25 protein-coding genes are annotated in these 25,515 nt (G+C 68.8%); 12 read left to right on the top strand and 13 right to left on the bottom strand.

Annotation, left to right across the window (positions count from 1 at the left end; translation table 11 throughout):
- Positions 1-35: 35 nt before the first annotated feature.
- The 8 genes from UAA55_RS21980 to UAA55_RS21945 form a co-directional block, all read right to left on the bottom strand.
- Positions 36-230 carry a hypothetical protein gene (locus UAA55_RS21980; protein ID WP_322955394.1) on the bottom strand — a complete coding sequence of 65 codons (195 nt, stop codon included), beginning with the start codon at positions 228-230 and terminating at the stop codon, positions 36-38.
- A 189-nt stretch (positions 231-419) separates the two neighbouring features.
- A complete protein-coding gene (locus UAA55_RS21975; RefSeq protein ID WP_322955393.1) occupies positions 420-812 on the bottom strand; it encodes an ArsC family reductase in 393 nt (130 codons plus the stop codon).
- A gap of 9 nt (positions 813-821) precedes the next feature.
- Complete coding sequence (locus tag UAA55_RS21970; protein ID WP_322955391.1) at positions 822-1,202, bottom strand: nuclear transport factor 2 family protein; 381 nt, start codon at positions 1,200-1,202, stop codon at positions 822-824.
- A gap of 606 nt (positions 1,203-1,808) precedes the next feature.
- On the bottom strand, positions 1,809-3,137 hold the full coding sequence (locus UAA55_RS21965) for an MmgE/PrpD family protein (protein WP_322955390.1): 1,329 nt from the start codon (positions 3,135-3,137) through the stop codon (positions 1,809-1,811).
- Positions 3,134-4,258 (bottom strand): adenosine deaminase family protein, encoded by a 1,125-nt coding sequence (locus tag UAA55_RS21960; RefSeq protein WP_322955389.1) that lies wholly within the window; start codon positions 4,256-4,258, stop codon positions 3,134-3,136. Before UAA55_RS21960 ends, UAA55_RS21965 begins: the two co-directional genes overlap by 4 nt.
- A 29-nt stretch (positions 4,259-4,287) precedes the next feature.
- Entirely contained in the window at positions 4,288-5,604 is a 1,317-nt protein-coding gene (locus UAA55_RS21955) for an NCS2 family permease (protein WP_322955387.1), read from the bottom strand.
- 11 nt (positions 5,605-5,615) lie between these two features.
- On the bottom strand, positions 5,616-6,704 hold the full coding sequence (locus tag UAA55_RS21950) for a nucleoside hydrolase (protein WP_322955385.1): 1,089 nt from the start codon (positions 6,702-6,704) through the stop codon (positions 5,616-5,618).
- An 11-nt stretch (positions 6,705-6,715) separates the two neighbouring features.
- Positions 6,716-9,661, bottom strand: coding sequence for a TonB-dependent receptor domain-containing protein (locus tag UAA55_RS21945; protein WP_322955383.1), 2,946 nt, complete (start codon positions 9,659-9,661; stop codon positions 6,716-6,718).
- 247 nt (positions 9,662-9,908) lie between these two features.
- On the opposite strand from UAA55_RS21945, the gene UAA55_RS21940 reads away from it, so the two are divergent.
- Positions 9,909-10,856, top strand: coding sequence for a LysR family transcriptional regulator (locus UAA55_RS21940; protein WP_322955381.1), 948 nt, complete (start codon positions 9,909-9,911; stop codon positions 10,854-10,856).
- Between the two features lie 3 nt (positions 10,857-10,859).
- Here the strand turns inward: UAA55_RS21940 and UAA55_RS21935 are convergent, their stop codons facing one another.
- The 4 genes from UAA55_RS21935 to UAA55_RS21920 form a co-directional block, all read right to left on the bottom strand.
- Positions 10,860-11,456, bottom strand: coding sequence for a helix-turn-helix domain-containing protein (locus UAA55_RS21935; RefSeq protein ID WP_322955379.1), 597 nt, complete (start codon positions 11,454-11,456; stop codon positions 10,860-10,862).
- A gap of 165 nt (positions 11,457-11,621) precedes the next feature.
- Entirely contained in the window at positions 11,622-12,404 is a 783-nt protein-coding gene (locus UAA55_RS21930) for a 3-hydroxybutyrate dehydrogenase (protein ID WP_322955378.1), read from the bottom strand.
- Between the two features lie 37 nt (positions 12,405-12,441).
- Entirely contained in the window at positions 12,442-13,179 is a 738-nt protein-coding gene (locus UAA55_RS21925) for an acetoacetate decarboxylase (protein ID WP_322955375.1), read from the bottom strand.
- A 28-nt stretch (positions 13,180-13,207) separates the two neighbouring features.
- A complete protein-coding gene (locus UAA55_RS21920; RefSeq protein ID WP_322955374.1) occupies positions 13,208-14,407 on the bottom strand; it encodes a patatin-like phospholipase family protein in 1,200 nt (399 codons plus the stop codon).
- 336 nt (positions 14,408-14,743) lie between these two features.
- On the opposite strand from UAA55_RS21920, the gene UAA55_RS21915 reads away from it, so the two are divergent.
- The 6 genes from UAA55_RS21915 to UAA55_RS21890 all read left to right on the top strand — a co-directional run bounded on the left by UAA55_RS21915 (position 14,744) and on the right by UAA55_RS21890 (position 20,050).
- Positions 14,744-16,000, top strand: coding sequence for a sensor histidine kinase (locus tag UAA55_RS21915; RefSeq protein ID WP_322955373.1), 1,257 nt, complete (start codon positions 14,744-14,746; stop codon positions 15,998-16,000).
- Positions 15,997-16,638, top strand: a complete 642-nt coding sequence (locus UAA55_RS21910) for a response regulator transcription factor (RefSeq protein WP_322955372.1) — start codon at positions 15,997-15,999, stop codon at positions 16,636-16,638. Before UAA55_RS21915 ends, UAA55_RS21910 begins: the two co-directional genes overlap by 4 nt.
- 25 nt (positions 16,639-16,663) lie before the next feature.
- Entirely contained in the window at positions 16,664-17,050 is a 387-nt protein-coding gene (locus UAA55_RS21905; RefSeq protein WP_322955371.1) for a response regulator transcription factor, read from the top strand.
- Positions 17,047-17,736, top strand: a complete 690-nt coding sequence (locus tag UAA55_RS21900) for a response regulator transcription factor (protein WP_322955370.1) — start codon at positions 17,047-17,049, stop codon at positions 17,734-17,736. The genes UAA55_RS21905 and UAA55_RS21900 overlap by 4 nt, the downstream gene beginning before the upstream one ends.
- A gap of 291 nt (positions 17,737-18,027) precedes the next feature.
- Complete coding sequence (locus tag UAA55_RS21895) at positions 18,028-19,242, top strand: NAD(P)/FAD-dependent oxidoreductase (RefSeq protein ID WP_322955369.1); 1,215 nt, start codon at positions 18,028-18,030, stop codon at positions 19,240-19,242.
- A 70-nt stretch (positions 19,243-19,312) separates the two neighbouring features.
- Positions 19,313-20,050 (top strand): SDR family NAD(P)-dependent oxidoreductase, encoded by a 738-nt coding sequence (locus UAA55_RS21890; protein ID WP_322955367.1) that lies wholly within the window; start codon positions 19,313-19,315, stop codon positions 20,048-20,050.
- A gap of 18 nt (positions 20,051-20,068) precedes the next feature.
- Here the strand turns inward: UAA55_RS21890 and UAA55_RS21885 are convergent, their stop codons facing one another.
- Entirely contained in the window at positions 20,069-20,446 is a 378-nt protein-coding gene (locus tag UAA55_RS21885; protein ID WP_322955366.1) for a DUF427 domain-containing protein, read from the bottom strand.
- Between the two features lie 159 nt (positions 20,447-20,605).
- Between UAA55_RS21885 and UAA55_RS21880 the strand changes: the two genes are divergently transcribed.
- The 5 genes from UAA55_RS21880 to UAA55_RS21860 are packed head-to-tail and all read left to right on the top strand — an operon-like array spanning position 20,606 to position 25,515.
- On the top strand, positions 20,606-21,355 hold the full coding sequence (locus tag UAA55_RS21880; protein ID WP_322955365.1) for a FadR/GntR family transcriptional regulator: 750 nt from the start codon (positions 20,606-20,608) through the stop codon (positions 21,353-21,355).
- Positions 21,352-22,527, top strand: coding sequence for a PLP-dependent transferase (locus UAA55_RS21875; RefSeq protein WP_322955363.1), 1,176 nt, complete (start codon positions 21,352-21,354; stop codon positions 22,525-22,527). The genes UAA55_RS21880 and UAA55_RS21875 overlap by 4 nt, the downstream gene beginning before the upstream one ends.
- Positions 22,527-23,792, top strand: a complete 1,266-nt coding sequence (locus tag UAA55_RS21870) for an ABC transporter substrate-binding protein (RefSeq protein ID WP_322955361.1) — start codon at positions 22,527-22,529, stop codon at positions 23,790-23,792. Before UAA55_RS21875 ends, UAA55_RS21870 begins: the two co-directional genes overlap by 1 nt.
- Positions 23,789-24,676 (top strand): carbohydrate ABC transporter permease, encoded by an 888-nt coding sequence (locus UAA55_RS21865; RefSeq protein ID WP_322955359.1) that lies wholly within the window; start codon positions 23,789-23,791, stop codon positions 24,674-24,676. Before UAA55_RS21870 ends, UAA55_RS21865 begins: the two co-directional genes overlap by 4 nt.
- On the top strand, positions 24,673-25,515 hold the full coding sequence (locus UAA55_RS21860) for a carbohydrate ABC transporter permease (protein ID WP_322955357.1): 843 nt from the start codon (positions 24,673-24,675) through the stop codon (positions 25,513-25,515). The genes UAA55_RS21865 and UAA55_RS21860 overlap by 4 nt, the downstream gene beginning before the upstream one ends.

Genomic DNA, 25,515 nt, shown 5'->3' with positions numbered 1-25,515 from the left:
CCCGGGGAGCGGCGGCCAGGCAAAGGCTGGTGACGTCAGACGCCCATGGTGGCGCCCAGGATCAAAACGGCGCCGTATAGGGTGGCGAACAGGCTGGCCAGCGCCAGGAAGTCCCGCACCAGGCGGCCGCCATTGGCGCCGGCCCGGCCCAGCGCGCGGCGGCGCAGCAGGGTCGATTTCGGGGCAAAACCGACACCGTGCATCGTGTCGTGGACCGCAATGTACGCCATTTACCCCTCCACCGTTTGTCTATCCGGGGCCGGCGTACCCTTACGCCCGGCCGTTCATGGGCTTAGTGTTGCCAGAACGTTCCAAGAACCACAAGCAGAAATGTTCTCATCATGTTCCGTTTTTGGACCTCGCAATGAGAACATTCAATCCCTGGGGGCTGGATCGCGCCTAAGCCCCCAGGAATGGAATCAGCGACCAGCGGCGGCGAACGCCTCCTCATACCGCTCCGGCTTGAAACCGGCCAGGAGCGTGCCGTCCAGGTCCAGAATCGGGCGCTTGATCATGGACAGCTGGGCCGCCATCAAGGCCACCGCCTTGGCGGCGTCCAGGTTCTGCTTGTCGGCGTCGGGCAGCGCGCGGAAGGTGGTGCCGGCACGGTTCAGCACCGTTTCCCAACCCAGCGCGCCGCACCACGCGCGCAGCCGGTCCTGGTCGACGCCCACCGCCTTGTAGTCATGGAACGCGTAGTCGATGCCCCGCCGGTCCAGCCAGTCGCGGGCCTTCTTCATGGTGTCGCAGTTCTTGATGCCATAGATGGTCACGGCCACGGCCGGGGCTCCTTCGTCGCGTGCGGATGACATGATGCCCTCTCACCCCAATACGGGCGAGCCTGTGGTGAACCAGGCACGGCTGATGCGGCCGGCCGTCACCTCATAAATGCCGATGACTTCCACCGTGCCGGGACCATCCGGAAACGTGCGGGTCACCACCTCATGGTCCACCACGGTGGCACCCACCGCCAGGCGATGCAGCAGCCGGCCGTGCAGGTTGGGCTCCTGGAAGCGGATGACATGGCGCGCCCGGATCTCCCCCGCCCCGCTGGCCAGCAGGGTGTCGGGATGCTGGTAGATGCGGGCGTCCTCCGCCCAATAGGCCATGAAGGCGTCGATGTCCTTGGCGTTGTAGGCGCGCAACTGGCCGTCCACCACTTGCTCGGGCGCCAGGGTCGAAGACGGCGGGGCCGGGGTCATGGCGGGTGTGGTCCTCAAGGCGGTGGATGCATCTCCCTTATCCGACATGAGGGCGCCTGGCCGTCGCCCGTATTCGGCATGCCGCCTATTCCCCGCGACCGTGAAATTCCGTCTAATGGCGCCGCCAATCAGGCATGGGGACCGGCATGGCCCGGGTCGAAGCGGCGCCGCTGGCGCTCGGTCCAGTCTCCGCCCAGCCTGTGGATGATCGGTGGGCGACAGGCCCAGGGTACGGGGCCATGTGGTTGCGGGCCACCAATTCAGGACTGTGGGTCCGCACGGGCGTGGCACCGCCGGTGCGCGCCCAGAACAGAAGGCACAGGAAGGCCGCCACCGTCAGCAGCACCCAGACCGCACGCCCCATGCCCCAGCGTATGATCAGCCTGTCGCGCATTCCATTCCCCAATTTATGCAATATTGTAACGGCCCAGCGCCCCACCGCGCAAGGCCGCCTCTCCAGGGCTTTCGCCCTCGGGTTGTCGAACAGGATTGCCAGGATCATGGCCGCCGGATTGTGGCGGGCATAAGGCCCAATTCGCCCCATCGTTGAAAAAACGGGCGACCTCCGTCCCTGCGGACCCAAGCCATGGCAAGGGCCGAGGGACCTCAGCCTTGCCCCGCCTTCGCCGCCAGACGGCACAGCCCGCCGAGATCATTCTCGGTCTCGAAAGCCGCCACCCGTTCCGCCAGCCGATGGGCCGTCCCATCCGGCAGAACCTGAGCCAAGTTCAGGAACTTGGCGCGCAGGCGGGTGTCGTCGGCACCGATCAGGCTGGTGTCGCAGCGCGCCTGACGGCGCGATCCATCGGCCAGCGTGACCTCCACCGCCGTCAGGTCGGGCGGCCAGTCCGGCGGGCCGAATGCCACCGTCACCCGGTCGCGCAGGGCTACGAGATCCGGCCGCGCCGTCGCCTCGTCGGTGAAAAGCCCGGGCATGCTGGTATCCGCGCCCGCAAGGGCCAAGGCGGCGGCGAAGCGCAGGCTGAATTTGGCCTCGGTCGCGGTGCGGGGGGCGGCGATGTTGCACATCCGGTCGGCACCGGCATCGACGGTCAGGCGCACCCGCCGCACATCCCCCGGCTCCAGACCTTGGGCGCGTAGCGCCGCGATCGCCTCGATGGCGCCATGGGTGCCGAAGCAGGAGGCGTGGTACTTGAAGGAATTGCGGTCCAGCTCATAGCCGTGCCAGGTGATGGGGCTGGCGGGGATGGCGGATTGGGTGGCGGCGTAGCCTTGGGGCGCCTCCAGGATGTCGGTGCAACTGGAAATCCCCGCCCCGGCCCACAGGGCGGCGCACAGCCCCGCCTCCGCCGCCCGGCCGGCATGGATGGGCTTGGTCATGGTGCCGAACTGCGCCTTCAAGCCCGCCGCCTGCGACGCCGCCAGGCCGTAGGCCCGCGCCGTCGCCTCCTCGCCCAGACCCAGCAGATGGGCGCAGGCCGCCGCCGCGCCTAAGGCTCCCAGGGTGCCGGTCATGTGGAAGCCGCGGTCATAGGGCCCCACCCCCAGCCAGCGCCCGATCATGCCCGCCGCCTCATAACCGGCGACGAAGGCGGCCATCACCGCCCCGCCCGTCAACGCCCGTTCCTCCGCCAGCGCCAGCAGCGGCGGCAGGATGACGGTGGTTGGGTGGACATGCATGGCCAGCGAGACGTCGTCATAATCCAGCGCATGGCCCGCCACGGCATTGAGGAAGGCCGCCTGGCGCACGGTCACGCCCTGGCCGCCTTGGCAACCCATGACGGTGGCCGCCGGCCGGCCGCCTTCGGCCAGGGCGATGGCCCGCAGTGCGCGGCAGACAGGTTCGTCCGCCCCCGCGATCGCCAGGCCGAACCAATCCAGGATGCAGCGGCGGACCATCGCCGCCGTCACGGGCGGCACCGACGCGGCGGCGGTCCGGCTGAGGCGGATGACCTGGAGGGTGGCGCCGGTCATAGGGTCGAGGGTTCCCAATCCAGCCCCGCCGCCAGGGTGTCGAACAGCGCCGGCCACTGGGCGTGCCAGGCGAGCCGCTGCCCGGCATCGGCCCAGCTGCCGGCGATGCCGGCGGTCATCATGCCGCGCAGGTCCGGAATGCCAAAGCCCAGGTGGCTGTACATCAGCTCCCACGCGCCGGCCGGGCTGACGCGGTGCAGGGTCGGGTCGTCGGTGTTGGGGTGGATGGCCAGGCCGGCGGCGGCCATGCGGCGGATGGGGTGCTCGGCCGCCCACCGCTCCGGCGCCAGGGTGCGCAGGTAGTAGGAGTTGGTCGGCACCACCGTGAAGACCATGCGGCGGTCGGCGTAATGGCGCATCAGGTCGGGGTTGTCGACGATGCTGTAGCCGTGGTCAACCCGGTCCACCCGCAGGCGGTCGACCACGGTTTCCACGTTGTGCCAGGGCGTGCCGAACTCCCCGGCGTGGGCGGTCAGGCGCAAGCCTTTACGGCGGGCCAGGGCATAGGCCTCGGCGAACAGCTCGGGCGGGCGGTCCGTCTCGCGATAATCGATGCCGATGCCGGGCACCAGCGGATGGCGGGCGGCGGCCATCAGTTCCACCATCTCCAGCGCTGCGGCCGGATCGGCCTCACGGTCGATGGATGGGATCAGCAGGCCGCTGATGCCATGATCAGCCGCCGCCTCGGTGATGCCGGCGACCAGGGCCGCCTGCACCTCATGATAGGCCAGGCCGGTGTCGCGCAGGGTGGCCGTCGGGTTCCAGAAGAACTCGGCATGGCGCACATTCTCCGCCGCCGCATCCTCAAGGTATTCGTAGGCGATGCGGCGGAAGTCGTCCGGCTCCAGCAGCAGGTGGCGTTCCAGCGCGCGCAGCACATGCAGGACGCCCACCGGCTTGTCACCCCGCCGGTAGAACGCCTCGATCTCCGCCGCGCTCAGCGGCGCGCCGTGCTTGGCGGCCAGGTCGGCGAAGGTTTGGGCTCGCACCGCGCCCAGCAGGTGGCAATGCAGCTCCACCTTGGGCATGGCGCGGAAGAAGGCACGCTGCGCCTCGGTGACCGTGCGGCCGGTTCGCGCCGGCGGCACGGTGGCAAGCGTGTCGGTAATGGGAATGGTCATGAAAGGCCCATGATAAGCGCCACGGCGGCTTAATGCCGGGTCGCGGCGACATAGAAGTAGTAGCCGAGCGGAACGGATAGGATCAGCAGCCCGACCGGCACGCGGGCCACCCGCCCGGCCAGGATCTGGACCAGGACGTAGGCCAGGATGCCGGCGGCGATGCCCGTGCCGAAATTGTTGGCCACCAGGGTGACCAGCACCATCACCAGGGCCGGCATCAGGTCGCCGATCTCATCGGCCACCAGGTGGCGGATGGTGCCGAACATCGACAGGCCGGTCAGGATCAGCACCGGCGCCGTCGCCTGCCGGGGCACCGCCATCACCAGGGGGGTCACCAGCAGGGTGGCGAGGAAGCACAGCGCCGCCCAGGCCGAGGTCAGGCCGGTTCGCCCGCCCGCCTCCACCCCGGCGGCGGATTCCACCAGGGCGGTGCCCGACGGGATTCCGATCAGCGGCCCCAGCGTGGCCATCACGGAATCCACCAGGAAGGGCCGCTCGATGCCCGGCAGGTTGCCGTGCTCATCGGTCAGCGACGCCTTGGCGCCCACGGCCAGCGTGGTGCCCAGGGTGGAGAAGAACTCCCCAGCGAAGAAGGCGAACAGGTAGGGCAAGGCCGTGAGCGAAAAGGCGCTGCCGATATCGATCTGGAACGAGATCGGCTGGAAGGACCGGGGCAAGGCCACGAGGGAGGACGGCAACACCGTCAGCCCCAGCGGGATGCCCGCCAGCGTCGCCGCCACAATGCCCGCCAGCATGGCGCCCGGCAGCCGGCGCGCCTGCAGGGCCACGGCGACACCCAGGCCGATCAGGGCGACGATGGGGCCAGGCTGGCTGAAATCCCCCAGCGAGAGCGCCACGCTCTTGGTGTTCAGCGCCACCATGCCGGCGTCGCGGCAGCCCAGCAGGGCGATAAACAGGCCCAGCGACGCCCCCAAGCCCAGCTTGATGGGGGCCGGCACCAGCCGCATCACCAGGGTGCGCGCGCCCGTCAGGGTCATCACCAGGAACAGGACACCCGACAGCAGGGCGATGCCCAGGCCCGCCGGCCAGGGAATGTGCTCGGTCTGCGCCAGGGTGATGCCCAGGATGGCCGACCCGCCCAGGCCCGGCCCGACGATGAAGGGCAGGTTGCCGTAAAACCCCATGAACAGGCTGCCCACGGCCATGACGACGATGGCGGCGGTGGTGGCGGCCCCCCGGTCCATGCCGCCGCTGGACAGCAGCGACGGGATCACCACGATCAGGTAGGCCGCCGCCATGAAGGCGGTCAGGCCGGCCACGCCCTCGCGCCCCACGCTGGTGCCGCGCTCCGCCAGGCGGAAGCGGCGATCGAGCAGCGCCCTCATCGCGGGGCCCCTCATCGCCGGGCCTGGGCCGTGAACGCGGACAGGAAACGGGCGGTGTCCACCTTCTGCACGATGTGCACCGTCTGCTCGCCCTGGTGCGGGGCGAATTCGTCCTTCCAGATCTGCGCGGTGCCATAGGCCGGCCCCGGCAGCAGGTCGACGTCCATGCGGGCCACCAGTTCCTCCGTGACCAGGGAGCGGTCGATGGCGACGGCGGCGGTCAGCTCATCCCACAGCGGCTGGCCGACCTTGGCGTAGTCATGGAAATAGCGGGCCAGCGGCGTGCCGGCGGATGCCACCTGCCCCACCAGCTCCGGCGTCACCTTCACACCGCCGGTGACGTTGCCCATGACGGTGATCTTCTTCCACGGCGCGGTCAGCACGATGTGCGCCGCCTCGGGATCGAACAGGAAGTTGAAGTCGGTGGCGTAGTCGGTGTTGCCGGTGACCCGGGCCACGGCCAGGTCCAGCCCGCCGCCCTCCACCACGATCTCCTTGGCCAGCGCCGGCAGGTCGGGCGCCAGGCGCAGCGCCAGGGCGATGTCGGTCAGCGGCCCGGCGGTGATGACGGTGACCTCTCCCGGGTGGGCCCGCACCAGGCTGATCAGCAGGTGCGCCGCGTCTTCCGGCACCGCCGCGACCTGGGGTTCGCCCTCGGGCATGGGCGGCACCAGCGCCGGGTCGTCGGGATGATAGCTCCGGCCCGGGCGCGGCGCGTTCCACGCCCCCTTCCAGGGGATGGCGCCGTAGCGCTGTTCCCAGGCCCGCATCTCGCCCTGGGTGCGCAGCAGGGGCATCTCCGCCCCCTTGGCCACCGGAACGTCCGGCCGGCCGGCGATCTCCAGGAAACGCAGCAGGTGCCGCGTCTCCTCCTCCAGCCAGGCGTCGCCAGTGACGACGCCCACCCCCAGCAGTTCGACCTTGGGGTCCCGCAGCAGCGGGATCATCGCCTGGATGTTGCTCTGGCCAGGCCCCAGGAAATCATTGTCGAAATAGACCAGGGTCTTGTCGGACGCGGCGGCCGGAACCGCCGCGCCCCCAGAGGCCGCACCCAGGAAGAGGACCAGCGCCGCGGCGCGCGCGGCATGAACGAGCTTCATCGATGCCCCCATCAGAACCGCGCGCTCACGTTGGTGAAGACATAGCGCCCCAGGGCATCGTAGATGCCGCTGTAGAAAGCGCCATTGGAAACCTGGCCACCGGTGCTGGCGGTCAGGGGCGGGTCCTTGTCGAACACGTTGTTGACGCCCACCCGCAGGCTGATGTCGTCAGTCAGGGCCAGCGACACGCCCAGGTCCAGATAACTGACGCTGGGCAGCGTGGCGTCATAGGGCTGGTAGGCGCCCGCCAGGTAGACGGCGCTGCTGGACTTGTCGTTGCGGGTGCCGCCGATGTAGCGCCAGGTCGCCATCAGGTCCACGCCGTCCGGCAGGCTCCAGTCGACCACCATGCGGTGGCGCCATTTGGGGATGGGCATGCCGCAGGTGACGCCGAAGTAGCCCTCGCACCGGTAGGACGGGGTGTTGGGCAGCACCTGGATCTCATACTTGTCGGTGAAGGTGCCAGAGAAGTTCAGCCCCACCCGGCCCAGGCCGTTCACCCCGATCAGGTCGGCCACGTCATACTTGGCCGAGAGCGAGAAATCGACGCCCGAGGTGTCGAGGTAGCCGGCGTTGATGTAGGTGGTGACGACATATCCGCTGGTGACCAGCGAGCCGGTGGTGGGGTTGCGGACCACCAGGTTGCAGAAGGTGCCGGTGGCGATGCACTGGCTGAGTTCGATCGTGGCGGGCACCGTCGAGATCAGCTTTTTCACATCGATATCGAAATAATCGGCGGTAAGCGTAACGCCCGGCAGGAAGGACGGGGTGATCTGGGTCCCGAACGACACCGTGTTGGACTCTTCCGGCTTCAGGCCCGGGTTGCCGCCGATCATGGCGCCGGACTTCTGCCCCGCCGCCGGAGCGATGTTGCCGTACTGCGTGACCGTCACGCCGGAGGCCTGGCAGGCCGCCAGGCTGGCGGTGGGATGGGCGCCTTCGCAGGGATCGGTCAGGTTGGCGGTGGTGATCTGCTGCGGCCCGTACAGTTCCACCAGGTTGGGGGCGCGCACCGCGCGCTGGAAGCTGCCCCGGAAACGGATGTCGGTGTCCGGCGCCCACTCGCCGCCGGCCTTGTAGGCAGTGGTGTCGCCAGCGGTGCTGTAGTCGGAATAGCGGGCGCCGGCGTTCAGGGACAGGCTGTGGAAGAAGGGCCGGTCCTGGACCAGCGGCGCGGTCACCTCGGCGAACAGTTCCTTCACGTCGAAGGCGCCGGAGATGGGGAACTCACCGCCCGAATTGCCCGCCACGTCCTTGGAGGAATAGTGGCTGTCCGGCGTCAGGCCAATCGACTCCCGGCGGTATTCCGTGCCGAAGGCCACGCCCAGCGGGCTGTGGGCCAGGGGGCTGGTGAGGGCCGACAGCTGGCCGGTGACGGCGCCGCTGGCCACCACTTCCTGGGTGAAGCCGGTGCGGTAGAAATCCTGCTGCACATAGCCCAGCGCCGCCGGCGTGATGCCGCCGATGGCGAAGATGTTGATGGGCACGCAGCCGGCAGCGCCGGTCTTGCACACGATCTGGCCGCTGGAATTGGTCACGGCCTGCAGCGCGTTGGCGAAGTTGGACAGCGAAATGTCGCCGGTCAGCCGCAAGTCATAATTGGTGCGGCCGTACTGGGCGTAGACGTCGTACTGCCAGTCGTCGCTGATGTCGCCCTTGGCCCCCAGCACACCGCGATAGGCGGTGTGGGTGGTGTAGTCGTGGCGCGAGCCGGCCTGCACGTCGCGTTCCGACACCACCACGTTGGCGGTCTGGGCGGAGGTCAGCCCCGCCGTGGTGCAGAAGACGCTGACCTCCTGCGCCGACAGGTAGGGATTGTTGCAGTTGACCTTCTCCGCCACGCTGAACACGGCGGTGGGCGACAGGCGGATGTCGGCCTCATCCCGCATGAACATGAACTCGCCATAAACCTGGTGGCCGGGCGCGTATTCATAGTGGCCGAACAGGTCCAGGTTATAGCGCTGGTCGGGCGACTGCAGGTCGTAGGTGGGGCCGTTGTTGAAGCCGTCCGACGTCTTGTAGGTGCGCAGGGTGTTGCCGGTGGCGCTGTCCAGCGTGTAGGTGCCGCGCGCCGCGCCGGTCTTCGGGTTCAGCGGCTGGAACTGGGCCGGGTAGGTCGCGCTGGACAGTGAGCAGGAGTAACCGCTGGCGCCCGCCGACAGGCCGCAGATGGAGAAGTCGCGGGCCGACGTCCCCACCCCCTCGGCATGGCGGTAGCTGAAGAAGCCCGTGATGTTGCCCCGCCCGCCGGCGAAGTTCTTGCCGGCGGTGATCGAGACGTCGTCCTGCGGGCCGTCGAAGGTGGCACCACCGGGATAGGCCTGCTTGGCCGCCGCCGAAACGGCCCGGATGGGGTTGTTGTTGGTGTGGCTGTAGAAGCCGTTGGTGGTGTCGACCTGGACGCCGTCGAAATCCTTCTTGAGGACGAAATTGACGACGCCGGCCAGGGCGTCCGAGCCGTAGACGGCGGAAGCGCCGCCGGTGACCACGTCGATGCGCTCAATCAGCGCCGCCGGAACGTTGTTGATATCCGGCGCCTGCGCCGCCGTGCGGTCCGGGTCGCCCTGCATCAGGCGGCGGCCGTCGATCAGCACCAGGGTGCGCTGGTTGCCCAGGTTGCGCAGGTTGATGGTGGCGGTGCCGCTGGCGCCCACCGTGCCGCCGCGGTTGCCGGCGCCCTGGTCGGCATAGGCCTGCGGCAGGGTGTTGATCAGATCCTCGACCCGCGTCACGCCGCGTTGCTGCAGCTCCTCGCCGCTGACCGTGCTGATGGGGCTGACGCTGGTGGCGTCGGGGCTGCGGATGCGCGAGCCGGTGACGATGATCTCGGTCAGCGCCGTGTCGCTGGACGCGGTCTGCGCCGTGGCTGGGCCGGCGGCCAGCGGCCCCGCGGCGATGGCGACGATGGTCGCGGTGAAACGCCCGGCGCGCGCACGCGCCTTCCTGCTGATTGACATGGAGCCCCCGTCCGTTTTTTTGCGCCCGACACTTGCCCGGTCGGCGGTTCCTCCCCCGAGGTGGCGCGAGGCTTTCCGCCCGTCGCCCGTCCAATCCGTGCGGCGCCCGGTGGCTGCCCGCCACCGTGCTTGCCCTGTTCAGGCCCGCCCCCGTTTGGACTATGTACGTAGTATGACGCGGCCGACTTCAGAGGGGAAAGTTTTTACATTTATGTTTTTATAAGTTTGCCTTATTACAAAAATCATCATGTCCCGGACGATCGACGCGCCCCCCGCCTGGAAGAATCCCGTCTCGCTGCGCCAGCTCCGCTTCTTTGTGGAACTGGCGCGCACGGGGAACTTCTGCCGCGCGGCGGAGGAGATGTCGGTGTCCCAGCCGGCGATCAGCGCCGGTATCCGCCAGATCGAGGCGCACCTGGGCGTACGTCTGTTCGACCGCACGACGCACAAGGTGACGCTGACCGACGCCGGCATCTCGCTGCTGCCGCACGCCCAGCGCCTGCTGACGACGGCGGCCAACGCCTTCAGCGATATGCATGAGGTCGCCGGGCGGGAAATCGCCACGGTGCGCATCGGCGCCATCCCCACGGCGATGGAGGCGGTGGCCGCCTCCCTGGCGGAGCTGGCGCGCGACATGCCGGGCGTCGTCCCCCACCTGCATGACGGGCGCGCCGACCAGCTGATCCGGGGCTTGCGCGGCGGCACCTATGACCTGGTGGTGACAGTGCAGGCCCTGCCCGATGACGACCTGGAAGGCGTGCCCCTGTTCGAGGACGAGATGCTGCTGGTGGCACGGGCCGACCATCCCCTGGCCGCCCACGACCGCCTGCCGTGGCGCGCCCTGGCCGGCCAGGAGATCGTGCATTTCGCCGGCGGCAGCATCGGCGAGCTGACCTCGGCCGCCCTGCAACAGAACGATCTGGCGCCGTCCACCCGGTACCGTGTGGACCAGGTCAATTCCCTCTACGGCCTGGTGCTGAGCGGCCTGGCCATCGGGGTCATGCCCTGGCTGTACACCCTGGGCTTCCCCGAGGACCGCCTGCGGCGCATCCGCCTGGACGGCCCCACCGTGCGCCGCCAGTTGCGCCTGCTGCACCGCCCGCAATTGCGGGAGGAGCATCCGCGCGGCGTGGAATTCGCGCAGAGGCTGACCGCCAAGCTGCGTGACAAGCTGTCGGCCAACCGCCTGCCCTGAACCCTATTCCCCCGGCCAGGTGCGGCGCCACCGCCGGGGCGTCTCCCCCACCATCTGGCGGAAACGGCGGGAAAAGTGCGCCTGGTCGCTGAAGCCGCAGGCGACGGCGATGGCGCACAGGGCCGCATCGCTGGAAACCATCAGCGCCTGGGCCCGGCGGATGCGTTGCCTGTTGATGAAGTCGCGCACCGTCTCGCCCGTGGAGATCTTGAACGCCCGCGCGAAGTAGGAGCGGCTGAGACCAACCACGCCCGACAGATCCCCGACGGTGATCAGCGCGGTCATGTTCTGCTCGACATAGCTCAATACCTGCCGCAGCTGCCAGGGCGCCAGGCCGCCTTTGCACAAGGCGGCCGCCGTGGGCGGGAGCCGCAGGGGCGGAAGGCCGTCCGACCAGCCGGCGTCATGGTCCACACCATCCAGGACATCGGTGATCTCATCGAGGCAGCGCCGCGCCACCCGGATGTCGCTGGTCAGGGCCGCCCTGGCATTCCGGGCCAAGGCCGCGATCTTGGATGTCTGTTCCCGCAACAACCCGCCGCGAAGGAAAAGTCCCCCGCCCGCCTCCTTCTTCATCGATGTCCGTGGGTCCTGATACATCGTCCACTCCTGCCAATTCACCGCGCTGCCGCATGGCCGCCATCAAGCCCCTCACCGCGTCCGCCTCAATCCCGTCGCGGCGCATCAGCAGGCGGACGATGGGCGCGTCCAGCAGTTCGTCCAGCGTCAGCTCCCGATCCATCGAACGCGCCCTCCAGCCCTCGCCTACTGCATGAACCAGCCGTGGCTGACCACCAGCGACTGGCCGGTCAGCGCGTTGGAGCCGAAGCCGGCGAAGAACAGCGCCGCCTGCGCCACGTCGTCGGCCGTGGTGAATTCGCCGTCGACGGTTTCCTTCAGCATGATGGTACGCACGACCTCGGCCTCCGAAATGCCCAGAGCGCGGGCCTGTTCGGGGATCTGCTTGTCCACCAGCGGGGTGCGGACGAAGCCGGGGCAGATGACGTTGGCACGCACGCCGTGCTTCGCCCCTTCCTTCGCCACCACCTTGGCCAGGCCGATCAGACCGTGCTTGGCCGTCACGTAAGGCGCCTTGAGCGCGGAAGCTTCCTTGGAATGGACGGAGCCCATGTAGATGATGCTGCCGCCCCGGCCGCCGCGGTACATCTCGCGCAGCGCCGCCCGCGTCGTCAGGAAGGCACCGTCCAGGTGGATGGACAGCAACTGCCGCCACTTGGCGAAGTCGAATTCATCCAGCGACGCCACCGTCTGGATGCCGGCGTTGCTGACCAGCACGTCGATCCCGCCGAAGGTGGCGACGGCGTGGGCCATGCCGGCGGCGACCTGGTCCTCGCTGGTCACGTCCATGCCCACGCCGATGGCCCGCCCGCCCCGGCCGCCGATCTCGGCCGCGGTGGCCTCCGCCGCCGCCAGGTTCAGGTCGGCGATCACGACCTTGGCGCCCTCCCTGGCGTAGAGCAGGGCGATTTCCTTGCCGATGCCGCTGGCGGCACCGGTGACGACGGCGACCTTGTCCTTGAGACGCATGGGTGTGTTCCTTCTCGATCAGGGGGTTGAAAGGGCATCAGGCCAGGTAGTCGTGGGCGACCGCGCCCAGGCCCAGCGTCAGGTCGGCCAGGATGTGCGTGGCCGACACCACCTCCAGCACCGGCAGCTCGGCCACCGGTGCCAGGGCGTGCGGGGCCAGCGACAGGGCGCCAGGCCCCGTCCAGGCCCCCTTCACCGTCACGTCCACCAGCGGGTATTCCACCAGCTCGCAGATGCGCGGGGTGCCGTCGACGTGCGGGATGACCTTCAGCAGGAAGTTGGGCACGTCGAAGGAGGCGCGCATGGCCTCGACATCGGCGGCACGGTGCTTGTAGCCCATGGTCGCGGTGGCGACCCGCACGGGGCCGTAGTCCAGCGTGGCGACCAGGGTATCGGCCTCGACGCGCAGGCGCGGGCTGGCCAGCTTCTTGGGGAAGCCCCAGATCTCCCGGCCGGCGGCGATGGGCGCCTCGTCATCCAGGAACATGCAGTGGGTGTAGTTGCCCCGGCGCCCGTCCAGCGTCACGGGGATGACCTGGCCGCTTTCCGTGTAGTCACCGAAGCCGGTGGAATCCGGCATGCGGATGAATTCGTACTTCACCAGCGGTTCATCGATGCGCAGCGGCTCCGGCACCAGGGCGCGCAGCCGGTCGGGATCGGTGCGGTAGGTGATGATGAGGTATTCGCGGTCCACGAAACGGTAGGGGCCGGGCGGATAGGCCGGGCTGGTCAGCGGCATGGCGAATGCGCGCCGGCGGATGTCATGCGCGTCCATTGAAGGCACTTTCTGCTGTTGGGGAGGGTTATTCGCGGCCGTCGACCGCCAGGTCGAAGGTGAAGACACCGTCGAGGGTGGCAGGGCGTTGCAGCACCTCGGGATGGCGCAGGGTTCGGATGGCGTCGTGGTAGCCGGCCGCCCAGTGCTCCTCCATCGTCGCACGGGAGAATTCGTAGTCCTTCGAGGCGTGCTCGAAGGTCCGGGCGCGGTGGATCAGCTGGATGATGTTGTAGACGCTGAGGTCGGCGGCATCCTCCAGCACACCCATCTCCGGCCCGGCCTTGAGGTCGGGCGGCAGGCGCTCCAGCAGGGTGGCCAGCGCGCTCCCCAGCCGGCGCCGCCGGCGGACGGCGTTGGTCGCCGCCCGGGTGCGGCTGGAGAAGCGGATTTCCTTTTCCCGCGACAGGACGTTGGCCACGGTGGTGGGGTCTTCGCCGCGCGCGTTCCACAGATCGACCTGGAAGATGAGCATGTCCCGGTGCCCTTCCCGCTCCGTCACCCACTCCAGCGGGGTGTTGGACACCAAGCCGCCGTCCCAATAGGGCTCCCCATCGATCTCCACGGCGGGAAAGCCGGGCGGCAGCGCGCCGCTGGCCATGATGTGTTCCGCCCGGATGTGATGGGTGCGGGAGTTGAAGTAGGCGAAGTTGCCGGTGCGCACGTTCACGGCGCCAACGCTGAACTGCATCTGCCCGGGCGCGTTGATGCGGTCGAAATCGACCAGCCGTTCCAGCGTCGCCTTCAGGGGCGTGGTGTCGTAGTAGCTGGTCGCCTCCGGCGTGCCGGTCGGATGGAACCAGGGGTTGGGTTGGCGAGGGCTGAAAAAGCCCGGCGCACCGTTCATCAGCGCGTTGGCCGCCGCGATCTGGCTGAACGCGCCGCGCGCCAGATCGCCCCGCCCCAGACTGGAGCCGAAGGCGTCCAGCCAGCCGCCCCGGGGATTGGTGGTGATCAGCTCCCAGAATTCGCGCAGCCGGGCGACGCGGGCTTCTGGCGGGTTGCCGGCGATGAGGGCGGCGTTGATGGCGCCGATGGAAATGCCCGCCACCCAGTCGGGATGCAGCCCGGCTTCCGCCAGGCCCTGGTATACGCCCCCCTGGTAGGCCCCCAGGGCGCCGCCACCCTGCAGGACCAGCGCCACGCAGTCGAAAGGCGGCCGCTGGCCCACGCGGTGCGTCTTGCTCTTGCGCCCCGGGGGGGGCGCTGTTTCATCTGTCCGCGTCATGATCTCGGCTTTCGTCTCGATACCCGGACACGCGACGGCCGGCATCGGCGCACCGCTGTCTGATGTCGGGGTCTGATCTTGGTTAAGCGGCCGGATGATCGCGTGCTTCCCGCCGCCGCCGATACCAACCCTGCAGATAGGTTCGGGTCGCCAGTCGTCAGGGGTGGTTGCCCCTTGGTGTGAGCCGCGCGGCGGGACGCGTCCCCGCGCACGCTCCCGGGCAATACATGGATTTCCATAAGGTGCGGTCAGCCGGGGGCCCGGCTAGGATAGGCGCGGCAAATGCGTCGGATAACGCGGTGCCAGGTTTCCCCCATGCGGCAGGAGCGGCCGGTCATGACGGTAGTGCTTCCCCGGCATCAAATGGTTCGCGTGATCGCGGCGTCCATCACCGACCTCGTCGCGGCGGCCATGGCGATGATCCGAGGCCTGGGTGGCGGAGTGTCCCCCCGCCCAAGCGACAGAGCGGCATCGGCCCCCTGGACCGGCGTTCCCGTTCAGGATCTGATCGAAGCGCTGCCGGCCCTGATCTGGTGCACCCGGCCGGATGGCGAACCCATCTATTTCAGCCGGCAACTGCGCGACTTCTACGGCTTCGATGTCGACCAGAAGGACAGCGCCGGCGCGTCGCGCCTCTCCGGCATCCTGGACACGGTCATCCACCCCGATGACTTGGCCACCGTGCGCAAGATGTTCGCGCATTCGCTCAAGACGGGGGCGCCCTATGCGGTGAAGCACCGCCACCGCCGCTTCGATGGCGAATACCGGCGGGTGGAGACGCGCGCCATCGCCATGCGCAACGCGGCGGGCGAAATCGTGCAGTGGAATGGCATCTGTTTCGACATCGAGGACCAGATGCGCGTGCAGGCGGATCTGCACCTGGTGCAGGAGAACCTGACGCGCGCCAGCCAGGCCGCCAGCCTGGCCGAGCTGTCGGCCTCCATCGCGCATGAGGTCAACCAGCCCCTGGCCGCTATCGTCGCCAACTCCAACGCCTGCCAGCGCTGGCTGCTGGCCGATCCGCCCAACATCCAGAGGGCGCAGAAGACGGTGGACCGCATCATCCGCGACGCCAACGCCGCCGCCGATGTCGTCGGCCGCATCCGCGCCCTGTTCAGCCAATCGGAAAAGGTGCGCAACTGCACGGCGCTGGACGGCGTCATCATCGAGGCGCGCGACCTGGTGGCCGACCAGGCGGTACGGCGGCGCGTCCGCCTGGATGTCGGGATCGCGGACGACCTGCCCCTGGTCGCGTTCGACCGCGTGCAGGTGCAGCAGGTCCTGGTGAACCTGATTCGCAATGGCATGGAGGCGATGAGTGACGTGCCCGGCGACCGGGTATTGGGAATATTCGCGTACAGAACTGAGGGTTACGTAACGATCGAGGTCAGTGATCGTGGTCCAGGCGTCGATCATCCGGAAGAAATATTCGAACCGTTCTATACGACGAAAGGTTATGGTATGGGCATGGGCCTCGCGATCAGCCGTTCGATTGTCGAATCTCACGGCGGACGCTTGTGGGTAGAGAAGAATGAACCACAGGGAGCGAAATTCATCTTCACGTTGCCGGCGGAAGTGAACAAGAAATCATGACGATGGATGACCATATCGTCTTCATCGTGGATGATGACGCGCGTATCCGGGAGGCGCTCGAGGAACTGCTGGCGTCCGTCGGCATGCGCGCCCTGGCTTTCGGGTCGGCCGGCGCCTATGTCGGCGCGGACAAGCCCGATATGCCGGCCTGCCTGATCCTGGACGTCGAACTGCCCGACATCAACGGCCTGGACCTGCAAAAGCAGATCGCGGCGGGGGACCACCCGCCCATCGTGTTCATCACCGGCTATGGCGACATCCCCTCCTCCGTCCAGGCGATCAAGCGGGGGGCGGTGGACTTTCTGACCAAGCCCTTCAGCGACGCCGACCTGCTGGCCGCCATCCACTCGGCGGTAGCTCAGGACCGGGAGAAGAGGACGGCGCGCGCCGAACGCGCCCTGTGGCGCCAGCGTTACCAGGACCTGACGCCGCGCGAGCGGGAGGTGCTGCCCCTGGTCATCAGCGGCCTGCTGAACAAGCAAGCGGCCGCCGAACTGGGGATCAGCGAGGTCACCCTGCAAATCCACCGCCGCAACGTCATGCGGAAAATGGCCGCCCCCTCGCTGGCCGACCTGGTGCGTATCGCCCAGCAGCTGGGCGTCCCCATCACCCACGCGCGCCGCGCGGAAAGGAACTGAGCCGTGAACACCAGGCGTGTCCGTCGTGGCGATTGTCGATGATGATCCAAGGCTGCTGGAATCGCTGCAGGATCTGCTGGAATCGGCGGGCTACGTGGCGCGCGGCTTCCCGTCCGCCCGCGCGCTGCTAGCCCGGGGCCTGTCGGACATGGATCTGCTGATCACCGACATCGGCATGCCCGGCACCGACGGCTTTCAACTGCGCGACCTGGTGGTGAAGGCGCGGCCGGAGCTGCCGGTTTTCCTCATCACCGGCCGCCACGAGATCGCGGACCAGGATCGGGCCCAGGACATCCATGGTTTTTTCCGCAAGCCGTTCGACGCCCCGGCCCTGCTCGCCGCCATCGGCGACGCCTTGAGCAGCCACAGGTGCGACCAAGGACGCGACCGGGAGAGGGAGGAGGGAGTATGAGGGTTGAACAATCGCTCCCGCGCGGACCAGGACCGGCGTCATCGGCGCTGGACCGGGGGCAAAGGCCGCTTGTCACCATCGTCGACGACGACGCCTCCCTGCGTGAAGCGCTGGCGGACCTGATCGCGTCGGCGGGGCTGCAGCCGGCCTGCTTCGCCTCGACCCGGGAGTTGCTGGAGGCCGACGTGCTGGACCGGCCCGGCTGCCTGATCGTGGACGTGCGCATGCCAGGGGCCAGCGGGCTGGACCTGCAACGCCACCTGGCGCAGACCGGCAACCCCAAGCCCATCATCTTCCTGACCGGGTATGGCGACATCCCCATGACGGTGCAGGCGATGAAGGCCGGCGCGGTGGACTTCCTGACCAAGCCGGTGCGGGACCAGACCCTGCTGGACGCCGTGGTCGCGGCCATCACCCTGGACACCGCGCGGCGGGAAGAGGCGGCGGTGGTGAACCGCACCATCGACCGCTTCCGCAAGCTGACGCCCCGTGAACGCGAGGTGCTGTACCAGATCGCGCGGGGACGCATCAATAAACAGATCGCCTTCGATCTGGGCATCAGCGAGGTCACGGTCAAACTGCACCGCAGCAGCGTCATGCGCAAGATGGAGGTCACCTCCATCGTGGGGCTGTTCCGGGCATGGGACCTGCTACCGCCGGGCCTGCGCGACCTGCCTGCGGCCTGATTCCCGCTTCGGCTTCATCGGAGGCTCCGCCGCCGGCGGCTTCCCCCGCCCTCACCGGCAGGGAGGGCGGGGGAAGCCCGCCCCGATCCGGGCGGCCATACCGGGGGCTGGCGTGGGGTGGCGTTTCGCGAGGGGAACCTATCTCCGGGCATAGTATCGGGGCCTTGGCCCCATTGGCGATCATCCCCGCACCTCCAAGGACGGCCGGCACTGGAACGCCCCGTCCGCCAGCCACGCGCCTGGGTTCCTCCCGGCGGTGGCGTCCACCATGCAGAAGGATGCAGCCCCATCATGGGACAGAGACTGGTGATCATCGGCGCCGGCTTCGCGGGCATGTACGCGGCCCTTTCCGCCGCCCGCCTGCGCGACGCGAACGGCGCTTCCTCCACGGACCTTGAGATCATTCTGGTGGCCCCGGAGCCGACGCTGGTCATCCGGCCCCGCCTGTACGAGCCCAAGCCCGAGACCCTGACCGCCCCTCTGGACGATGTCCTGAAGGCCGTCGACGTCGGCTATGTGCGGGGGGAGGTGCGGCGCATCGACACCCAGGGACGGTCGCTGGAGATCGACGCCGGTGCCGGATCGCATCGGACGCTGGATTATGACCGTCTGGTGCTGGCGACGGGCAGCCGCCTGTTCCGCCCTCCCATCCCGGGCCTGGCGGAGCATGCCTTCAGCGTCGACCAGTTGGATGAAGCCATGGAACTGGACCGTCATCTGCACGGCCTGGCGCAGCGGCCACCCTCCCCCACCCGGGACACCATCGTCGTGGCCGGTGCCGGCTTCACCGGCATCGAGGCGGCAACGGAACTGCCGGCGCGGCTGCGCGACATCCTAGGCCCTGACCAGAAGATCCGCGTCATCCTGGTGGAGCGCAACGCGTCCGTCGCGCCCGACATGGGGCCGGGACCTCGCCCCATCGTGGAAGGGGCGCTGCGGGAGCTGGGCATCGAGACCCGCGTGGGCGTGGGCGTCACGGCGGTGGACGCGGGCGGCGTCACGCTGTCGGACGGCGCGCGCATCGACAGCGCCACGGTGATCTGGGCGGCCGGCATGCGGGCGGCTCCGCTGACCGGGCAGATCCCGGCGGAACGGGACAATTTCGGCCGGCTGGTGGTGGACGCGACCCTGCGCGTTCCCACCGTGCCCGAGGTCTACGCCACCGGGGACGCGGCCAAAGCCGTCTGCGACGCCGTTGGCAACCACGCCCTGATGTCGTGCCAGCACGCCACGCGCATGGGCGCCTTCGCCGGCAACAACGCGGCGGCGGATCTGCTGGGCCTGCCCCCGCTGCCCTACCACCAGGAGGCTTACGTGACTTGCCTGGATCTGGGCGGGGCCGGTGCCGTCTTCACCCGAGGCTGGGACCGCGCGGTGGAGTTCGTGGGGGCCCAGGCCAAGGACTACAAGCGGCAGATCAACACCGTCTGGATCTACCCGCCGCCGGCCGAGCGCGCCGCGGCCCTGGCCGCCGCCGATCCGGAGCAGGTGACCAACCTGTCATAAGGCCTGACAACGCGCCGGGCGGTAATCCCCGCCCGGCGCCCCCTCATTGGATCCGGGAGAACCAGCAATCATGTTGAAGGACACCGTGGCCATCGTGACCGGCGGCGGGGCCGGCATCGGCTTGGCCATCGCGCGCACCCTGGCGGACAACGGCGCCCGGGTACTGATCACCGGCCGGCGCGCGGATGCGCTCAAGGCCGTCGCCCACCCGGCCATCGACAGCTTCGTCGCCGATGCCGCCAGCGCCGCCGATGCCGAGGCGACCGTGGCGGCGGCCATCGAACGCTGGGGCCGGCTGGACGTCCTTGTCAACAACGCCGGCGCCGGCCTGCCCCAGCCGCTGGCGGAGATGTCGCCGGAAAGCGTCGGGGCCGTCTTCAAGGTCAACGTCTTCGGCCCGGCCCTGCTGGCGCGGGCGGCCCTGCCCCATCTCCGGGAAACCCGTGGAGCGATCATCAACCTGTCCAGCACGCTGGCGCGCAAACCCGTCGCCGGCTTCTCCGCCTACGCCGCCAGCAAGGCGGCGCTGGAGCAGATGACCCGCACGTGGGCGCTGGAACTGGCGCCCCTGGGCATCCGGGTCAACGCCATCGCCCCCGGCCCGGTGGAAAGCGACTTCCTACGGGACCGCATGGGCTTTTCGGAGGAAGAGATCGCGGTGATCAAGGCCAAGGAGGTGGAGATGATCCCGCTGGGGCGGCGCGGCGTCCCCGAGGACGTCGCCCACTGGGTCATGACACTGGCCGCCCCCGGCGCCGGCTGGGTCACCGGACAGATCCTGGGCGTCGACGGCGGCTTCGGCCTGTGAGCGCCACCCGTCTGAGCGTCAGTCGCTCTCGGCGATGGAATCCACCCGGTCCGGATAAAAGGCCAGATGGTCCTTGATCGCCGCGACGGCGGCGTGCGGCGTCTCATAGGTCCAGATGGCGTTCACCGATCGCGGCCCGCCGGCGGGGATGCTGAAATAGGAGGCGTCGCCCTTGTAGGGGCAGTGGGTGCTGTGGTCCGTGCGTTCCAGCGCCGCCATGTCGGCATCCTTGCGCGGGATGTACTGGACGGCGGGATAGCGCGCCTCCCGCAGGCTGAGCGCCTCACGCGTGTCGGCGATCACCTTGCCGCCCAGCGTCACGACGACCCGTCTGGGGTTGCGCTCGATGGTGATGGGATGATCGGGCCCCGGTATCTTGATCGTCTTGTCGGACATGGGCTGCCTCCTGCGGTCGCTTCCAAGGATATGGGGCCGGTGCTCCCAGGCGTCGAGACCCGCTTGACAGCCCCTGCCCCCGCGACCAATCATCAGATGTCAGACCAATTTGGGGCGGCGTCGGGACAACGCTGAAGCCCCGCGCGACATCGAGGTGCCGTGGTTCCGCCCGCCGCCCCCCTACCCACCAGCACGGCCCTGCGGCCGCTGCCCAGCGCCGACCGCATCGCGGCGGTCAGCGCCGCCCTGGCGGCCTTCATCGCCGAGGGGGCCTTGCAGCCGGGCGAGCGCCTGCCGACGGAGCGGGAGCTGATGGCCCGCCTGGCCGTGGGCCGGTCCACGGTGCGGGAGGTCATCCGCCAATTCCAGGCGCGGGGCCTGGTGGAGACGCGCAAGGGCAGCGGCACCTATCTGCTGCGGGCCATAACGCCCGGCGCCGTCCATGTCTCGCTGACAATAGATGCCGGGCTGCTGCGCGACCGGCTGTTGCAGACCCTGGAGATCCGCCGGGGGCTGGAGGTCGCCGCCAGCGAGGCCGCCGCCCGCCGCGCCACCCCGGCCGACCTGGCCGTCCTGGAGGAAAAGCTGGAGGCCATGGAGCGCGTGCACCTGGAGCAGGGCACCGCCGGGCCGGAGGATTTGCAGTTCCACTTGGCGATCTACGACGCCACCCACAACCCGCTGTTCCGCCAGTTGCTGGAGCAGTTCCGCGAGACGTTCGAGCATTTCTTCGACAAGCCGTTCGACCGCCCCGACTTCGCCCGCCGATCCTTCGCCCTGCACCGCGAGCTGTTCGACGCCATCCGCGCCGGCGATCCGGAGGCCGCACGGCTGAAAACCCTCGGCATCCTCGCCATCGTCGAAGAAGACATCCAGGCCATGTCCCCCACAACCGGCACCGTCCCATGATCGACACCACCGAAGACCCCGTATCCCTGGCCCAGCGCCTGGTGGCGCATGATGAGATGACCCACGCCTATGAGGCGGTGGTGCCGGCCATCGTCCAGACCTCGCTGTTCACCTTCCCCAATTTCCAGGAGATGGCGGACACCTATGCCGGCAAGCGCGCGCGCAACGTCTATTCCCGCACCACCAACCCCACGGTGACGGAGTTCGAGCGCAAGATGGCGGCGCTGGAGGGGACGGAGGACGCCATCGGCTTCCCCAGTGGCATGGCCGCCATCTCCGGCGCCGTGCTGGCGCTGGTGCGGCCGGGCGACCGCATCGTCTGCGTCCGCCATGTCTACCCGGATGCCTACCGCCTGTTCGAGACGCTGCTGAAGAAATGGGGCGTCACCACCACCTACGTCGATGGCGCCGACCTGGCCGCCGTGGACGCCGCCTTGCCCGGCGCCCGTCTGCTGTACCTGGAAAGCCCCAACAGCTGGATGATGGAGGCGCATGACGTGGCCGCCCTCTCCACCTTGGCCAGGAAGCACGGCGCCGTCAGCCTGATCGACAATTCCTGGGCGACACCCGTCTTCCAGCGGCCGGCGACGCTGGGGGTCGATTTGGTGCTGCACTCCGCCTCCAAATACATCGGCGGTCACAGCGACACGGTGGCGGGCGCGGTGGCCGGGCGGCTGGAACTGACCGGCCTCATCCGCCGTACCATCTGCCCCTATATCGGCGCCAAGCTGGGGCCATTCGAAGCCTGGCTGCTGCTGCGCGGTTTGCGCACCCTGCCCATCCGCATGAAGGCGCATGAGGCGTCGGCCTTGACCCTGGCGCAGCGGCTGGCCGAGCATCCCAACGTCACCAAGGTGCACCATCCGGCGCTGATGGCCCCCCTGCCCCCGGGCCTGACCGGCACCTCGGGCCTGTTCTCCTTCACCGTGGACGACGGCATCGACATTCCCGCCCTGTGCGACGCGCTGGCCCTGTTCCACCTGGGCGTCAGCTGGGGCGGGCACGAAAGCCTCGTGGTGCCGGCGCTGGTAACCCATGTCCAGGCCGCCGGCCCCAACTCCGCCCTCGATTTCGACGTGCCGGCCACCATGGTGCGGCTGCATGTCGGGCTGGAGGGCACGGAGGCGCTGTGGGCCGACCTGGACCAGGCCTTGACGGTGGCCAAACGCTGATGATGCTGAAGCGGCTGCTCCTCACCCTCACCCTGCTTCTGCCGGCGGTCACGGCCCGCGCCGAAGAGCTGCGGCTGGTGGAGGTACTGAGCAGCCCGGAGCGAACGGAGACGCTGAAGCGGCTGGTGACGGGGTTCGAGGCCCGCCACCCCGGCACCCATGTGGAGATCACCTCCCTGGCCTGGGGATCGGCGTTCGAGAAGCTGGCCACCATGGTGGCGGCGGGCGATATCCCCGACGTGGTGGAGATGCCGGACCGCTGGCTGTCGCTGTACGCAGGCAACGGCCAGCTGGAAAGCCTGGAGCCCTATCTGGCGCGCTGGCCGGAGACCCAGGGCCTGAACGACCGGGCCCTGACCGTGGCGCGTTCGGTGGCCGACACCGCCTACATGCTGCCCTACGGCTTTTACTTAAGGGCGCTCTATTACAACAAGGCGGTGTTCCGCCAGGCCGGCATCGCCGAGCCGCCGAAGACGCTCGAGGAGCTGCGCGCCGACGCCGCCCGGATCGCCCAGCTGCCGGGCAAGTCCGGCTATTGCCTGCGCGGCGGGCCGGGCGGCCTGAACGGCTGGGTCATGTTCGGGGCCAGCATCGCGGGCGGCAACGCCTTCTTTCATGAGGACGGCACCAGCACCCTGAACGATCCCGGCTGGGTGGCCGGCACCAGCTGGCTGATCGACCTGTACCAGAAGGGCCTGGCACCCAAGGACAGCGTCAACTGGGGCTTCAACGAGGTGGTGGCCGGCTTCTACACCGGCGCGTGCGCCATGGTGGACCAGGATCCTGATGCCCTGATCGCCCTGAAGGCCCGCATGAAGGCGGAGGATTTCGGCGTGGCGCCCTGGCCCAAGGGCCCCAACGGCAAGGCCTATCCCACCCTGGGCTTCGCCGGCTGGTCCATCTTCAAACGGTCCACCCACAAGGATTTGGCCTGGGACCTGGTGGTGGCGCTGAACGACCCGGCCGGCAACCTGGCCTGGAACCAGCAGACCGGCGCCCTGCCCATCTATACCGCCGCCGCGCACGACCCGCTGTACGCCGGCGCCATCTATCAGGGCTGGTTCGCCGAACTGGCCGACCCGGACGTGGTGCCCACCCTCATGCCCACATACCTGCCGGGCTTCGCCTATTTCGCCGACAGCCTGGTGGTGCGCAGCAGCCAGCAGGCCTTGCTGGGCCAGATCAGCCCCACCACCATGAACAAGCAGTGGGCCGCCTACCTGACCAAGGCCCGGCGCAAGCAGGCGGAAGGTGTGAAACCATGAGCCGCGCCCTGGCCCTGAAGCTGGAACCCTATTTCTACGCGGCACCGTCACTGCTGCTGATCGCCGCCATCATGCTGGTACCGCTGGTCACCGGCCTATCCTACGCCTTCCATGACCTGATCTTGCTGGACCCCCTGAGCGGCGACTTCGTCGGCCTGGATCATTTCCGGGAGATGCTGGACGACGACGGCTTCTGGACGGCGCTGCGCAACACGGTGGTGTGGACGGCGGTGTCGGTGGCCCTGCAATTCACCTTCGGCCTCATCCTGGCGCTGCTGCTGAACCGGCCGTTCCCCGGACGCGGTCTGGTGCAGGCCCTGGTCTTCCTGCCCTGGGCGGTGCCGGGCTTCCTGTCCGGCCTCACCTGGGCCTGGCTGTTCAACCCGGTGATCGGTCCCCTGCCCCACTGGCTGCACGGGCTGGGCCTGCTGGCCACGCCGGAGAACATCCTGTCCGACCCGTACCTGGCGTTGTGGGGGCCCATCGCCGCCAATGTGTGGTGGGGCATCCCCTTCTTCGCCATCACGCTGTTGGCGGCCCTGCAGTCCATCCCCAAGGACATCTATGAGGCGGCGGCCATGGACGGCGCCGGCCCGTTGCTGCGCTTCCGCCGCGTCACCCTGCCCCTGCTGGCCCCCACCATTGCCATCACCGTCATGCTGCGCACCGTGTGGGTGGCCAATTTCGCCGAGCTGATCGTGGTCATGACCAAGGGCGGGCCGGCCGACGCCACCCAAATCCTGTCCAGCTACATCTTCACCCTGGCCTTCCAGCGCCTGGACTTCGGCTACGCCTCCGCCGTGGCGGCCGTGCTGCTGCTGTTGCTGCTGGCCTACGCCGCTGCCGTCATGGTGCTGCGCCACGCGATGACGGAGCGGGCATGAACAAGACCGCCACCCACATTATTGGGGCCCGCGTCCTGCACGCCCTGGCGCTGGCGGCCTTCGTCGCCTTCGCCCTGTTCCCCCTGTTCTGGCTGCTGAAGGTGTCGCTGACGCCCGATGATTTGATGTATGGCGAGGGCGTGCGGCTGTGGCCCTCCCGCGTGACGCTGGACCATTACGGGGCCGTCCTGCGCCACAGCCAGTTTCCGCTCTTTTTCCGCAACAGCCTGATCGTCTCCGCCGCGACCGGCCTGCTGGCCACCGCCGCCGCGTCGGCCGCCGGCTACGCCTTCTCGCGCTTCCGCTTCCGGGGCAAGGCCTGGGTGGTGGGGGTCATGCTGATCAGCCAGATGTTCCCCCTGGTCATCATCGTGGCGCCCATCTTCCGCCTGCTGGCGCCGCTGGGCCTGACCAACAGCCTGACCGGCCTGGTGCTGGTCTACACCGCCTTCAACACGCCCTTCGCCGCCTTCCTCATGCAGTCCTTCTTCGAGGCCATTCCGAAGGATTTGGAGGAGGCGGCGATGATGGACGGCGCCACCCGCTTCCAGGCCCTGCGGCGGGTCATCCTGCCCCTGACCCTGCCGGGGCTGGCGGCCACCGGCGGCTTCGTCTTCACCGCGGCGTGGAGCGAGTTGCTGTTCAGCTTGATGCTGAACTCCTCCACCGCCGTCAGCACCTTCCCCGCCGGGCTGCTGGGCTTCGTCTCCAAATTCTCGGTCGACTTCGGGCAGATGATGGCGGCCGGCGTGCTGGCCCTGCTGCCGGTCGGCGCCTTCTTCCTGCTGATCCAACGCTATCTGGTGCAGGGCCTGACGGCCGGCGCCGTGAAAGGCTGA

Origin of the sequence: Nitrospirillum guanabarense (assembly GCF_034653355.1) — a bacterium.
Taxonomy (GTDB): Bacteria; Pseudomonadota; Alphaproteobacteria; order Azospirillales; family Azospirillaceae; genus Nitrospirillum.
Note: the sequence above shows the minus strand (reverse complement) of the source record. Positions and strands in the feature narration are given on the sequence as shown.